The organism is Luteimonas sp. BLCC-B24 (genome assembly GCF_028550595.1).
Lineage (GTDB): Bacteria > Pseudomonadota > Gammaproteobacteria > Xanthomonadales > Xanthomonadaceae > Luteimonas.
Genome location: NZ_JAQQGN010000006.1, coordinates 228981 through 243497, shown reverse-complemented (window position 1 = coordinate 243497; position 14517 = coordinate 228981). Strand labels below are relative to the sequence as shown.

Below are 14517 nucleotides of genomic sequence, written 5' to 3'. Positions count from 1 at the left end.
GTGGTGTCGATCGGCAACGGCACCGGCACGGGCGGCTATCCGGCGACGCGCCGGATCACCAATCTCGCCGCCGGCATTAACGCCACCGATGCGGTCAACGTGGCCCAGCTCGATGATGCGGTGGACGACATCAACGACCGGGTCGACGGCCTCGTGGGCTACGACGACGCGGGCCGCAGCACAATCACGCTCGACGGCGCAAACGGCACACGGATTCGCAATGTCGCGGCGGGCGTGGTGTCGTCAGCCAGTCGTGACGCGATCAACGGCTCGCAAATGCATGCGGCCCTGATGAGCGCCGCGGATGTGCTCGGCGGCGGTGCGAGTGTGACCGCTTTCGGGACGATCAGCCCGCCCACCTACAGTGTCGCCGGCGGGAATTACTACAGCGTCGGCGACGCACTCGGCGCGTTGGATGCGCAGATCGGATCCTTGGGCGCTCAGGTCAACGGCATCGACCAACGAGTGAATGGCGTCGAACAGGCTGTGGCGGCGGCTGACCCGACGGGGTCGACTGCAGTGGCGCCTGCGGCCCAACGAGACGCGGGCGCAGCGTCCACAAGCCGGGCGACCGGCGCAGGCAGTCGCACTGGCGCCGGGTCAGCCGCGGATGCGGGTTCAGCCACCTCGGAAGGCGTGCGCACTGCGAGCACCTCCGGCGAAGGACGCACATCCGCTCCCTCGTCGAGCGCGGCGTCATCGACGCAGGTGAGCGGAACCGTCGCTGGCGCGAGCACGACAGCTGAAGCGGTGGCAACCATGCAGGGAGATCGGGACATTACGGAAGAGCCGCGAGGTGCCGCCCCCGGCCGCAGTGTGGTGGAAGCGGTGGCGTCGTCAGGTGACCGTGCGTCGGCGAACGCCTCTACGGAACAGGGCATCGTCGCCGGCGTCGGCGAGGCCAACTCCGAAAGGCGCGCCGGTGGTGACCGGACCTTGACGTCCAGCCAGGCTGGCACAGCTGACGCCCTCGGTCGTCCAACCGTGACCGGCCCGGCCGTATTGCCGGACGATCAGGACGGGGCCCGTGGCGGCGCGCGCGCGTCCGCCAACGCCACCAACGCCGTCGCCGTGGGCGAGAGCGCGTCGGTGAGCGCGGCGTCGGCCACCGCGATCGGGCAAGGCGCCAGCGCGTCGGCGGAAGGCGCGGTGGCGATCGGTCAGAACGCCGTCGCCGACCGGGCCAATACGGTGTCGGTCGGCTCGGCCGACAACCAGCGCCAGGTCACGAATGTCGCCGCCGGCACCCAGGCCACCGACGCCGCCAACGTGGCCCAGGTGCAGGCGAGCGCCGCCGAAGCGCGTGCCTATGCCGACACCACCGCCACGCAGGCGGTGTCGTCGGCGAACGCCTATACCGACCAGAAGTTCGCGGCGTGGGGCGAGAGCCTCGACACCTTCCGCGGCGACGTGGAGCGCCGGTTCTACGACACCGACCGCCGCATCGACCGCCAGGGCGCGATGGGCGCGGCGATGCTCAACATGGCCACCAGTGCCGCGGGCATCCGCACCCAGAACCGCGTGGGTGTCGGCGTCGGGTTCCAGGGCGGGGAGAGCGCTCTGTCGGTGGGTTACCAGCGTGCGATCAACGACCGCGCCACGGTGACCTTCGGCGGCGCACTCAGCGGCGACGAGAAATCCGTGGGTGTGGGTGCCGGCTTCGGCTGGTGAAGCAGGACGCGACGCGTCGCCGGCCCGGCGACGCGTGCGGCGAGACGACGTAGGACCCGGCTCCAGGCTGCGAGCCGGTCGATTTTCCGGGTGTCACGAGCAGTACCGCTCATCATCGAATCGAGGAGAGTTCCATGCGTTTGACCAAGCATCCCATCACCCTTGCCGTCGCCAGCGCGATCGCGCTCGCCACAGGCGCCGCCGCGGCAGCCGGTCCGGCGCAACAGGCGCCGACGCTGCACGCGTCGGCCGACGTCGACGGCGGTGCCCGGATCATCGTGAAATACCGCGCCGGCACGGCGGAAGAGCGCGACGTCCAGCGCCGTGTGGCGTCGCTGGGCTCGGCCGTGAGCCGGGCCGGTGTCGTCCGCGCCGCGTCGGCACGCGGCGGTGCGCCGACGAGCGCCAAGCACCTGCGCCGCTCGGCCCTGGGCGCCGACGTGTTCACCCTGTCGCGCAGGCTCGACAAGACCGAGATGACGCGGCTGCTCGACGAGATCGCAGCCGATCCGTCGGTGGAGTTCGCCGAGCTCGACCGGCGCGTCTATCCCCTGCTGACGCCGAACGACCCGCTGTACGCGACCTACCAGTGGAACTTCTTCAATCCGGCCGGTGGCGTGCGTGCGCCGGCCGCCTGGGACATCAACCGCGGTGCGGGCGTCGTGGTGGCGGTGATCGACAGCGGCATCCTGCCCGACCATCCGGACATGGTCGGCAACTCGCTGGAAGGCTACGACTTCATCACCGATGCATTCGTATCCCGCCGGCCCACCGACGAGCGTGTCCCCGGCGCGTTCGATTACGGCGACTGGAATACCGACGCGGCCGAATGCCAGGTCCGCAACAGCTCCTGGCACGGCACCCATGTCGCCGGCACGGTCGCCCAGGTCACCAACAATGCGCTTGGCGCCGCCGGCCTGGCCTACGAGTCGAAGGTGCTGCCGATCCGCGCGCTCGGCCGCTGCGGCGGTTACACCTCGGACGTCGCCGACGCCATCGTCTGGGCCTCGGGCGGCAGCGTGCCGGGCGTGCCGGACAACGAGAATCCCGCCGAGGTGATCAACCTAAGCCTCGGCAGCGGGCAGGTGTGTCCGTCGATCACCCAGCAGGCCGTCAACACCGCGACCGCCAACGGCAGTCTCGTGGTGGCCGCGGCCGGCAACAGCAACGCCAACGTCGCCAGCTTCAGCCCGGCGAGCTGCAACAACGTGGTCGCGGTGGGCGCAACACGGATCACCGGCGGGCGCGCCTCGTATTCCAACTACGGCGCCCGTATCGACCTGTCGGCGCCGGGTGGCGGCGGCAACGAGGACACCGGCAACGACGGCTGGGACGGCTTCATTCTCCAGGCCGTGTCCGCCAGCACCACGGCGCATGCCGGCACCTACAGCTACGGTGGCAAGGCCGGCACGTCGATGGCCTCGCCGCATGTCGCCGCGGTGGCGGCGATGGTGCAGAGCGCGCTGGTCGAGGCCGGCCGCGACACCCTCACGCCCGCCGAGTTGCGCGCCCTGCTGGTGGACACCGCACGTCCGTTCCCGGTCACCATCCCGACCGCGACCCCGATGGGCAGCGGCATCCTCGACGCCAGGGCCGCGCTCGACAAGGCGCTCGAAGAGCCCTGCGATCCGGATGTCGAGGAATGCGCACCGCCGGCGACGCCGGTGGTCAACCAGGTGCCCGTGCGTGGCCTGTCGGGCAACGGTGGCGACACGCTCTACGCGATCGACGTGCCCGCCGGCGTCAGCGGCCCGCTGAGCATCACCACCAGCGGCGGCTCCGGCGACGTCTCGCTGCATGTGAGCCGCGGGGCCGTGCCTTCGCCCACCGACTACGACTACCGGTCGATCCGCCCGGGCAATTCGGAAACGGTGCGCATCAACGCGCCGGCCGCAGGGACGTATTACATCCTGCTGTCGGGCACCTACGGCAACGTCACGCTGCAGGCGCGCCACAACTGACGACCCTGTGCGCTGCGGCCCACGCCGCGGCGCATGGCTTCGAACCCACGGCCGTCGTCGATGGCCGTGGGTTCTGTTTTTCCAGGCACGAGACAGTACGCGACCCGCGCGCTCCCGCATCGACGCAGCGCCGTACATCGCGCGGCGGCACGCGGCGCGGTCGCGCGTCGACCTGGGCATGCCTCACGTGAGCGCGGAAGGCGCCGGCGCAGCGCCGAACCGCGCGCCAATTGTGGCTCTGCCAGTGCGCGGCCACATGCCGGCCGCGTGATCATCCGCCGGCCGCAGAGTCACCCGTCGGAGGCGGACGCCGCGAGCACCGTGTCGCCGAGTGCGCGACCGAGCGCCTGGAAGGCCTGCTCGGCCTGGGCGAGGTCGTCGAAATCTTCCGCACAGGCCAGAACCACGGTGGCGCCCTCGCGTCCGGCATCGGCGTCCACGATGCCGACATTGCAGGCGCGGCGCACCTGCGTGCCGGTCTTCTGGGCGAAATCGGTGCCTGGCGGCAGGCCAGCGCTCAGACGCCGGTCGCCGGTGCTGATGCTGCGCATGTGCCCGAGCATCCGGGCGGTGCTGTCGGGCGACAGCAGTTCACCGGCCGCCAGCCGCTCGAGCAGGGTCGCAAAGGCCGGCAGCGTGGCCTGGTTGCGGTCGCCCCGGTAGTAGGCATCGAACACGGCGTCCAGCGACTCGGCATCGAGCGCGCTGCGCGGCACGCCGAGCGCGCGCGCGAGCGCGTCCAGGCGCGCTTCGCCGGCCGGGGCATTGCGCAGGCCGACGATGGCCATGTTGTCGAGATCCGCGACGCCGGGATGCACGGGGCCGTAGGCGTCGTAGCGCACTTGCAGGATCGTGGTGACCGGGCCGAAGCCGGGTCCGGCCCACTCGCGGATGCGCCGGTTCAGATGATCCTCGCCGACCGCGCGGATCAGCATGTCGGTCGCGGTGCTGTCGCTGTCGCGCAGTGATTTCTCCAGCAGGGCCGCGATGGTGAAGCGCGCACCCGGCTTGAACGAGAGCATGTCGCCGGCACCGTCGACGAAATCGCTCTGCGCGAGCACCAGCTCCTGGTCCAGGGACAGCGCGCCGGCGTCGACCTGTTCCAGCACGGCGATCGCCACCGGGATCTTGATCGTCGACGACAGGTACCAGGTGCGACCGTCGCTGCGATCCAGCGTGCCGGGCGAGGGGCCGAAATGGCGCACATAGACGCCGAAATCGCCCGGCATGTCTGCATCGATGCGTTCGGCGTCCGCATCGAGTGCCGGGATCCAGGCCGCGTCGGTGGACGCCGCGGCGTCGACGGCAGCGGCTTCGGTGGGATCGTCCGGTGTCGGCGCTTCGCCGCGACACGCGGTCAGCGACAGCAGGACGAGCAGTGCGGCGGCACACGGGCGGAGGCGGATCATCGGCGTGGGGTCGTCGGATCGGCTGCCCTCAATACCCCGGCCGCGGTGACGGCCGCGCCAATGTCGCGCAACGCGCGTTCGCCCACGGCGCCGGTCGCACCGCGTACGCAGGCGGCGATGACCACCCGCACCGGCGGCGCACCCGCGACCGACGGCATCGTCACGATGCCCGAGTCACACAGACGCCGGTACTGGGTACCGGTCTTGTGCGCGAACGTGGCGCCCGCGGGCAGGCCGGCCCGGATGCGCTGGCGTCCGGTCTGCACCCGGCCCATCACGTCCAGCAGATAGCGGGTGCCCTCGGCGTCCAGCGCACGGCCCTGCTGCAAGGCGGCCAGCATGCGTCCGTAGTCGCGCAGGCTGGCACTGTTGGCGTGGGTGGCGTAGTAGGACTCGAATGCGCTGTCGAGATCGGGCAGCAGCAGATCCGCCGGCGCGACGTCGAGAATCTGCGCGAGCTTGCGCACGCGCGCCGGACCTGCGCCGGCGCGCTGGAGTGCGAGCAGGTCGGCCGACGACAGGCCCGCCGCGCCGGAATGCAGCATGCCGTAGGCGCGCCGACGCACATCGGCGAGCGACGTGATGTGTGCGCCGCGCGCGGAGATCAGTTCGGCAGCGACCGCGTTGACCTGGCCCAGACCCACGGTCCGGATCAGCATGTCGGTGGCGGTGTTGTCGCTGTAGATGATCATCTGTTCGATCAGGTACGCGATCGTCAGCCGCGTGCCGGGACGATGGGCATTGGTCTGTCCGGCGCCGTCGACCACGTCGGTCGGCTGCAGCGTCACCCGCGTATCCAGCGTGAGCCAGCCCTGTTCGATCTCGCGCATCACCGCGATCGCCACCGGCACCTTCACGCCCGAGGCGAGGTACCAGATCTCGTCGTCGCGCAGTCCCCAGGTCTCGTTGCGACCGAGATGATGCACGTGGACGCCGATGTCGCCGGCATACGCCGCGTCGATCGCGCGCACGCGGCGCTCCAGTGCCGCGGCCCACGGCGGCGCCGGCGTCAGCGCGGTCTTGTGGATCGGTGCCTTGTCGGGCACGGGGACCGGCCGCGCCGATGTCGTCGGCTGCGCGGCGGTCGTGCCGCTCAACAGCAGGGCGACGGCGAATGCGGCGGAAAAACGGAACATCGTCTGGGCTCCCGTGCGATGGCCGTCGGCACGCCGCCGCGCATCTCGGCGGACAGCGGCGCGCGACCGGCGTGTGGGCGGCGGCGATGCGTCACATCGCGTCAGGCGCCAAGACCCTACACGTCAGCCGCGTGATTGGCGCTGAACTGCCGGCGCCATCGCGCGTTTCATCGCCTGCCACAGCCAGATCCACGCCGCCGTCGCGGCGATCAGCAGCACGGTCAACACCAATGCACGTTCGTAGGACACGGTCTGGTAGTAGCCGAGCGTCTCGCGGAACAGCACGAAGATCACGCTGATGTGGACGATGAACGCCATCAGCGCGTCGCTGCCGATCACCGCGATCGGTCGCAGGGCCCTGGCCAGAAATTCGCCACCGGCCACGGCCAGCGCCAGCAGCGCCAACGCGCCGCCCACGCTGAACAGCATGAACATCAGCTGGGGCGGGTGCTTGCCGGCATTGCGGCCGATGTCCACCAGCAGCGGCTGCAGCGCATCGGCGCGCAGCAGGAACCACGCGAACAGCAGCGCGGCCGCCAGTGCCAACGCGCCGGCCAGCGCCAGACGCGTGCGCGGATCGCCGTACCAGCGCAGCAACAGGCCGCCGATGAGCAGGCCGACGAGAATCAGCGGTCCCCGCGCCAGCTGTCCCCAGGTGTAGTAATCGGGATGCTCCACCAGCAGGGCCTGCAGCTGCGGCACGCCCCAGAAATCGAAGTGGTGGAGCAGCCACCACGAGGCGAACGCCACCGGCACCGGGCTCAGCCAGCGCAGCCACGCCGGCGTCTTCGCCCACAGCGGCAGCAGCCACGGAATCCACAGCAACGCGATCGCGTAGAAGCCGAGGATTTCGACGAACGACGGGAAATTCCGGTACAGCAGCGTGTCGACGATGGCGTCGCGGTCGTGGCGGCCGTACATCTCCACCACGGTCAGCACCTTGTACCAGAACAGCACCACGACGCCGCGCCAGAGCAGCCGGTTGCGCCGCTGCGGCCAGTCCGGCGCGCCGGTCTTGGGGACGAACGCCACCGCGAGCGCGATGCCGAACACGATCACGAACAGCGACGAGGAGAATTTGGTGATGGCGTGCACCGGCACCTGGCCCCAGTCGGGAAACTCGTCGTAGGGCATCAGGCCGTTGGTGCCGTGGCTGAGGATCATCAGGCACACCGCGAAGCCGCGCGCGAGATCGATCGCACCGATGCGGCCGACGGGTCGCGACAGGTCCGGCGGGACGGGAGCGGACGCTGGCGGGGCGTGGGAATCGGCGGACGTCACTTCGGCAACACTCCTGGATCGGGGGACGCGCTCGGGATGGCCCGCTGGGCCACACCGCCGCGCGGCCGGGCGACAGTGCGCGTCGCGCGTTGAAGAACGTGGTGCGTGCACCGCATTCCAGCAGCGCCTGCGTGACGGAAGGATCAGTGCGCCGCGTCTGCAGGCGCGGGCTCGTGCGGCGATCTGGGATACTGTGCCGCCGTCGAGATCACCGCTGCGCCCATGTCCAAGCCGTCCCGTTCGCGCCGCGGCGCCACATCGCACATGCCGTTCCGTCGCCGGGGGGATGCGCCGCCGGTCCATGCCCAGTTGCGGGACGGCGAGGGACGCGTGCTCGCCGGCGCCCTGTTCCAGGACGGCGAGTGGACCCTCGTCCTCGGCGGGTCGCCGGTGGCGAGCACCGCCAGCGCGGCCATGGTGATCGCGATGCTGCGTCATACGGCTGCAGTGCGCGCGCAGGCCGGTGTGCGCACGCGACTGGCCGTGTCGAAGGCCCTGGACGCGGCCGCGAGCGCCGAGGCCGAAGCCGAGGGGCGTACGCTCGCCGCGCATCTCGACTGGCTCGAAGCCGAGCGCCGCACGCGCAACGCGCCGCCGCCCGCGATCAACTGAGCCACCGGCCTGCTGGGTCATGAACCCGTGCAGGCCGCGTCGAAAGGCGCGGTGCAGGCACCGGTATCATCCGACGGCTTCCGCCACGATGTCCGTTGCCATGCGCCGCGTCCGTACCGCTTCCGTCCTGATCGTGTTTCCGCTTGCGTTGGCGCTGCTCGCCGGCTGTGGCCGCGGTGCACGCGCCGACTTGCCGTTCATGGGCGAATCCTTCGATTCGGACGACATCTACTCGCGGATCTACGACGTGGCGCCGGCCCAGGCCTGCGGCGCGGCGCGGCTGGCGTTGCTGGGGCAGGGCTACGCGGTCGGCAAGGCCAGCGACGACGCGGTGGAGGCGACGAAGAACTTCCAGCCCGAGGACGAAGTGCATACGCAGCTCTCGGTGCGTGTGTCCTGCGTGTCGCGCGGCAACGACCGTACGCTGCTGTTCGTCAGCGCGCTGCTCGACCGCTACGTGCTGCGCAAGAGCTCCAACTCGGCCAGCGTGGGCGTCGGCGGGATCGGCTCGCTGTCGTTGCCGGTCGGCAGCCGCGAGGACTCGCTGGTGCGCACGGCCAGCAGCACCGTGCAGGACACGGGGTTCTACCGCCGCTTCTTCGAACGCGTCGGCTATTACGTGCCGGCGCCCAGCCCGCGCGACCGCACGCCGTCGGCCGACGAGATGCGCCGCGAGGATCCGCCGCCGGCGGATCTCGATTCCCCCGCGGCCGAACCCGCATCCCCGCCCGCGCCGCGCTGACCCGTCGGGCGTGACGGTGCGCAGATGTGCGCGTCCGGCCGTGGTCCGGGCGCATGGTCGGGCCGCGTCGAACTGCTAAAGTCGGACACTCCGCCGTCGATGGAGTGACTCTGCGTGAATGCGGTGCTCGATGCGTCCGATGCCGTGCCCGAAGCGCCCGAGGCGCGCATCGTCGCACGTCTGCGCGCCAGCGGCCGGCTCAAGGAAGTCGATCTCGCGCGCGCCCAGCGCCTGCATGCCGAGGCCGGCGGCAGCCTGCTGACATTGCTGGGCCGTCTGGGCCTGGTGTCCGAGCGCGATCACGCCGAGGCCTGCACCGCGGAACTCGGGCTGCCGTTGCTCGGCGCGAAATCCGTGCCGGACGAGCCGCCCGAGCTGGTCGAAGGCGCGCAGCCGCTGTCGGTGCGCTTCCTGCGCCAGTTCCACCTGCTGCCGATCGGCGAGCACCGCGGACGGCTGCGGCTGTGGATGTCGGACCCGTTCGACGCCTACGCGCTCGACGCGGTGCGTCTGGCGACCGGCTGCGAGATCGCGCCGGCCGTCGGCCTGCGCTCGGAGATCGACGATCTGATCGAGCGCTGGTACGGCCAGGGCCGCAGCGCGATGGGCACCATCGTCGAATCGGCCGACGGCGACGGCGGTGGGGATGTCGACGATGTCGAACACCTGCGCGATCTCGCCTCCGAAGCCCCGGTGATCCGGCTGGTGAACCTGGTGATCCAGCGCGCGGTCGAACTGCGTGCATCCGACATCCACATCGAGCCCTTCGAAAGCCGATTGAAAGTGCGCTACCGCGTCGACGGCGTGCTGATCGACGGCGAAAGCCCGCCGGTGAACCTCACCGCCGCGGTCATCAGCCGCATCAAGATCATGGCCCGGCTCAACATCGCCGAGCGCCGCCTGCCCCAGGACGGCCGCATCATGCTGCGCGTGCAGGGCAAGGAACTCGACCTGCGCGTGAGCACGGTGCCGACCGCGCACGGCGAGAGCGTGGTGATGCGCCTGCTCGACCGCGAGACGGTGGTGTTCGACTTCTACCGGCTCGGCTTCACCGACGAGTTCCTGCCGCAGTTCAACAAGGTGCTCGACCAGCCGCACGGCATCCTGCTGGTCACCGGCCCCACCGGTTCGGGCAAGACCACGACGCTCTACACCGCGCTGTCGCAGCTCAATACGCCGGACGTGAAGATCATCACGGTCGAGGATCCGGTCGAGTACCAGATCGAAGGCATCAACCAGATCCAGGCCAAGCCGCAGATCGGGCTCGATTTCGCCAACGCGCTGCGCTCGATCGTGCGCCAGGACCCGGACGTCATCATGATCGGCGAAATGCGCGATCTGGAAACCGCGCGCATCGCGATCCAGTCCGCGCTGACCGGCCATCTCGTGCTGAGCACGCTGCACACCAACAACGCCGCCGGCGGCATCACCCGCATGCTCGACATGGGCGTCGAGGATTACCTGCTCACGTCCACCATCAACGGCATCCTCGCCCAGCGTCTGGTGCGCAAGCTCGAGCCGACGCATCGCGTGCGCTATGCCGCTTCGCCCGAGGAGATCGAGCGCTTCGAGCTGCGCCGCTTCCAGCCCGAAGGCGAGATCGTGCTGTATCGCCCGGGCCCGTCCGCCGCCGCGCCGACCGGCTATCTCGGCCGCACCACGATCGTGGAGTTCCTCGTGATGAACGATGCCTTGCGTCGCGCGGTGATGCGCCATGCGGGCATGGGCGAACTCGAACAGCTCGCACGCGAATCCGGCATGCGCACGATGTACGAGGACGGCATCCTCAAGGCGCTGCGCGGCGAGACGACGATCGAGGAAGTGCTGCGGGTGACGGAGGAGGCGTGATGGGCAAGGTGCGCGTCGACAGCTTCGCGGTGTCCATCGACGGTTTCGCCGCAGGCGCGGGCCAGTCGCTCGATGCGCCGCTCGGCGCGGGCGGCACGGCCCTGCACGACTGGTTCCGTCCCACCCGGACCTTCCAGCGCAACGTGCTCGGCCACACGGAGGGCGAGTCTGGGGTGGACGACGATTTCGCGGCGCGTGGGTTCGACGGCGTCGGCGCGTGGATCCTCGGCCGCAACATGTTCAGTCCCTCGCGCGGCGCCTGGCCCGACGACGGATGGCGGGGCTGGTGGGGCGACGAGCCGCCGTACCGCTGCGAGGTGTTCGTGCTCACGCATCACGCGAGACCGCCGCTCGAGATGGCAGGCGGCACCACGTTCCATTTCGTCACCGAAGGTCACGAAGCGGCGCTGAGGCTGGCCAAGCAGGCTGCGGGCGGCGCCGACGTGCGGATCGGTGGCGGCGCCACGACCGTGCGTCAGTACCTGCAGTCCGGCCTGATCGACAGCCTGCATCTCGCCATCGCGCCGGTGTTGCTCGGCCAGGGCGAATCGCTGTTCGCAGGACTGGATCTGCCGGCGCTCGGCTATCAGGCGAGCCGTGGCGTGCCCGGCACGCGCGCGTTGCACGTGCTGATCGAACGGACGGCCTGACCGTGCCCCTCTACCGCTACAAAGCGCTCAACACCCGCGGGGAAGCGCTCGACGGCACGATGGAGGCCGGCAACGAAGCCGAGGTCGCGCTGCGTCTGCAGGAGCAGGGCCATCTGCCGGTCGAGGCGCGGCCGGCCAGCGAGGCGCGCGCGGTCGAGGACTGGAAGGCGCTTTTCAAGCCCAGACCCTTCACCGGGCCACGCCTGGTGCAGTTCACCCAGCAGCTGGCGACGCTGCTCAATGCCGGTCAGCCGCTGGATCGCGCGCTGACGATCCTGCTCGACCTGCCCGAGGAACCCGAAGCCAAACGCACGATCACCGAGTTGCGTGATGCGGTGCGCGGCGGCGTGTCGCTGTCGACCGCGCTGGAACGCCAGCACGGGACGTTCTCGCGGTTGTACGTGAACATGGTGCGCGCGGGCGAGGCCGGCGGCGGCCTCGAAGAGACGCTGCAGCGCCTGGCCGATTACCTCGAACGCGCGCGCGCGCTGCGCGGCCGGGTGATCAACGCACTGATCTATCCGGCGATCCTGATCGTCATGGTCGGCGCCTCGCTGCTGTTCCTGCTCGGCTACGTGGTGCCGCAGTTCGCGGCGATGTACGAGAGCCTGGATGCCGAGTTGCCGCTGTTCACCAGGATCGTGCTCGGCGCCGGCGAGTTCGTGCGCGACTGGTGGATCCTGCTGCTCGTGGTGCCGGTCGTCGCGTTCTACGTGTTCTGGCTGAAGCTGCGCGACGCGGGCTTCCGGGCCCGGTTCGACGCGTGGCTGCTCGAACGCCGGATCGCCGGGGCGCTGGTGGCGCGCATCGAAACCGCGCGTCTCGCGCGCACGCTGGGCACGCTGCTGCGCAACGGCGTGCCGCTGATCACCGCACTCGGCATCGGCCGCAACGTACTCGGCAATCGTGCGCTGGCCGCCGATGTCGAGGCCGCCGAGGCCGATGTCAAGAACGGCATCGGGCTGTCCAGCGCCCTCGGCCGCAGCAAGCGCTACCCGCGGCTGGCCGTGCAGATGATCCAGGTCGGCGAGGAATCCGGTGCGCTCGATGCGATGCTGCTCAAGACCGCGGACACCTTCGACCAGCAGACCGCCACCGCCCTCGACCGCATGCTGGCCGCACTGGTACCGGCGATCACGATGCTGCTGGCCCTGGTGGTGATGGTGGTGATCCTGGCGGTGCTGGTGCCGATCTACGACCTGACCAGTGTCATCGGGTGAACCCGGATGCATTAAGCAAGGAGGCTCATGTGATCAAGCGTGCATTGCATCTCGTTATCGCCGGTCTGCTCGTCCTGACGACGACCGCCTGCCAGCAACCCAGCGCCGCGAACGCTCCATCGTCCGCTGCTCCTAGTCGTGAACAGCCGTCGTCTTCCAGGGCAAATCTACAGGTGGCGTCGAGTCACCGGCCTGTTGAGTCGGTCCTTTGGCAGGCGCCCCGGTATGAGGCGATCCAGCAGGCTGCACAGCAAGCGGATGCACAGCTCGGCATCCTGATGCTCGCGTCAACTGCGACGCAGGTATGCAGTGCAGATACTGCGGATATGCAGAGGTTTTTCAGTGAGCGATTCGACGATTCCGATACGGTCACCTCACTCGCGGAGTTGCGCAGTTTTCAGAGCCAGTTCTGTCCCCCGGGCATCGGTCCCGATCTGCTGGAGGCGAATACCCAGGAAATCCAGCGCAGGGTGGAGGCGGGAGATGCGGAGGCGCGTCTGATCAGCGTTCTGTTGGACGTTGACGATGAAATGGCGGCCACTGACCGCGCGTCGCTCCGGCTGGCTGCGATGAAGATGAGCGCCACCACGCGTAGTCCGTCGGTGTACGAGGCGCTTCAGATTTCGCTGCTCGAGGACCCGCTTTTCGATCAGAGTGAGACCGGTAGGCGGCCTCTCGGAATGGATGACGCGACTTTGCGCGAGGCTTGGGGCTACGCAGTTCTCCTGGCCAGCTGTGAGCGCTTCGGGCACTGCGGCGCCGGTTCTCTCCACGTATTCCGGATGTGTATGCCCCATCATTGCCGGCCAGGTCTCGACGGGCGCGGTTATGTGCGTGACCGCCTGTCTCGTGATGCCTTTGAAGAAGCGCAGCGTCGTGCTCAGCGTCTGCTGGCACAGAGCTGAAGCAGCTTGATCCGGTCAGCCGTCCTACAATCGCGTCATTCCCCCGAACGAGGCCGTCCCGATGCAGTCCATGCTCCGCTCGCGTTCTCCCGGCTCCCCGCGCGCGGCGCAGGGCGGCTTCAGCCTGATCGAGATCATCCTGGTCGTGGTGCTGATCGGCGGCATCGTCGCGTTCGCGGCCACCCGCATCCTCGGTGGCGGTGATCGCGCGCGGGTGAACCTCGCCAAGGCCCAGGTGCAGACGCTGGCCGAGAAGGTGCACCAGTTCGAGATGGACACCGGTCGCCTGCCGAATGCCCTCGGCGATCTGGTCGTGCAGCCCGGCGATGCCGGCGGCTGGCTGGGGCCGTACGCGAAAGAGGCCGAGCTGCGCGACCCCTGGAACACGCCCTACGAGTACCGCGCGCCGGGCGAGCGCCAGCCGTTCGAGATCGTGAGTTTCGGCGCGGATCGCAAGCCGGGCGGCGACAGCGTCGACGCCGACATCCGCTACGAATAAGCCGCGCGGCGCGCGCGCATCCGCGCGGGGACGGCGCGGTGAGCCAGCGTGGAGATGCTAGATTCCGGGCTCGTTCCACGCTCCGGAAATCATCGCGTCCGATGTCGCCACCAGCCGCCAGGATTCGTGGGTTTTCGCTGCTGGAAGTGCTGCTGGTCGTCGGACTGATCGCGGTGACCGGAGTGCTGGCGGCGGCTGCGATGGGCGGCGGTTTCGAGCGCATCGCGATGCAGTCGACCGCGAAGGAACTCGCCGCGCAGCTGCGCTACACCCGCGCGCAGGCCATCACCACCGGTGAGCCGCAACGCTTCGCCCTCGATCCGGTCGCCCGCACCTGGCGCGCCCCCAACGGGCGGCACGGCACCATTCCCGACGCACTGGAGATCGAGTTCACCGGCGCGCGCGAGGCCCAGGACTCGGCGGACGCAGGCGCGATCGTGTTCTTCGCCGACGGCGCGGCGACGGGCGGACGGATCCGCGTGCTGCTGCGCAGCGCGGCCTGGCAGATCGACGTGGCCTGGCTGACCGGCGAGGTGCGGCTGGCGCGCGCGGGCGCGCCGCCATGAGGGCCGGGCTCGCGTCG

General features: G+C 69.8%; 13 protein-coding genes. 10 read left to right on the top strand and 3 right to left on the bottom strand.

The genetic code is table 11. The features are described 5' to 3' along the window. Positions 1-1671, top strand: a 1671-nt coding sequence (locus tag PQS31_RS13490; protein ID WP_272763248.1) for a YadA-like family protein, incomplete at its 5' end; no start/stop codon positions are given. Positions 1672-1805: 134 nt separating this feature from the next. Further along, positions 1806-3632, top strand: a complete 1827-nt coding sequence (locus PQS31_RS13485; protein ID WP_272763247.1) for a S8 family peptidase — start codon at positions 1806-1808, stop codon at positions 3630-3632. Positions 3633-3922: 290 nt separating this feature from the next. Here PQS31_RS13485 and PQS31_RS13480 read toward each other — a convergent pair whose 3' ends face one another. From PQS31_RS13480 to PQS31_RS13470, 3 genes are all read right to left on the bottom strand, one after another. After that, the gene (locus PQS31_RS13480) at positions 3923-5041 is read right to left on the bottom strand and encodes a serine hydrolase (protein ID WP_272763246.1); all 1119 of its coding nucleotides are present in this window, start codon (positions 5039-5041) and stop codon (positions 3923-3925) included. Further along, a complete protein-coding gene (locus tag PQS31_RS13475; protein ID WP_272763245.1) occupies positions 5038-6177 on the bottom strand; it encodes a serine hydrolase in 1140 nt (379 codons plus the stop codon). Before PQS31_RS13475 ends, PQS31_RS13480 begins: the two co-directional genes overlap by 4 nt. 123 nt (positions 6178-6300) lie before the next feature. Then, on the bottom strand, positions 6301-7458 hold the full coding sequence (locus tag PQS31_RS13470) for an acyltransferase family protein (protein ID WP_272763244.1): 1158 nt from the start codon (positions 7456-7458) through the stop codon (positions 6301-6303). A 222-nt stretch (positions 7459-7680) separates the two neighbouring features. Here PQS31_RS13470 and PQS31_RS13465 point away from each other — a divergent pair, with 222 nt between their 5' ends. From PQS31_RS13465 to PQS31_RS13430, 8 genes are all read left to right on the top strand, one after another. Continuing rightward, positions 7681-8070: a hypothetical protein gene (locus PQS31_RS13465; RefSeq protein ID WP_272763243.1), complete on the top strand. Its 390-nt coding sequence runs from the start codon at positions 7681-7683 to the stop codon at positions 8068-8070. 100 nt (positions 8071-8170) lie between these two features. Beyond that, positions 8171-8812, top strand: a complete 642-nt coding sequence (locus PQS31_RS13460) for a DUF2242 domain-containing protein (RefSeq protein WP_272763242.1) — start codon at positions 8171-8173, stop codon at positions 8810-8812. Positions 8813-8926: 114 nt separating this feature from the next. After that, positions 8927-10660, top strand: a complete 1734-nt coding sequence (gene gspE, locus PQS31_RS13455) for a type II secretion system ATPase GspE (RefSeq protein WP_272763241.1) — start codon at positions 8927-8929, stop codon at positions 10658-10660. Next, positions 10660-11310, top strand: coding sequence for a dihydrofolate reductase family protein (locus PQS31_RS13450; RefSeq protein ID WP_272763240.1), 651 nt, complete (start codon positions 10660-10662; stop codon positions 11308-11310). Before gspE ends, PQS31_RS13450 begins: the two co-directional genes overlap by 1 nt. Positions 11311-11312: 2 nt before the next feature. Beyond that, the gene (locus tag PQS31_RS13445) at positions 11313-12530 is read left to right on the top strand and encodes a type II secretion system F family protein (protein ID WP_272763239.1); all 1218 of its coding nucleotides are present in this window, start codon (positions 11313-11315) and stop codon (positions 12528-12530) included. 29 nt (positions 12531-12559) lie between these two features. Further along, the gene (locus PQS31_RS13440; protein ID WP_272763238.1) at positions 12560-13435 is read left to right on the top strand and encodes a hypothetical protein; all 876 of its coding nucleotides are present in this window, start codon (positions 12560-12562) and stop codon (positions 13433-13435) included. A gap of 70 nt (positions 13436-13505) precedes the next feature. Further along, positions 13506-13934, top strand: coding sequence for a type II secretion system major pseudopilin GspG (gspG, locus tag PQS31_RS13435; protein ID WP_272763262.1), 429 nt, complete (start codon positions 13506-13508; stop codon positions 13932-13934). A 101-nt stretch (positions 13935-14035) separates the two neighbouring features. Then, entirely contained in the window at positions 14036-14500 is a 465-nt protein-coding gene (locus PQS31_RS13430; RefSeq protein WP_272763237.1) for a GspH/FimT family pseudopilin, read from the top strand. Positions 14501-14517 lie beyond the last annotated feature (17 nt).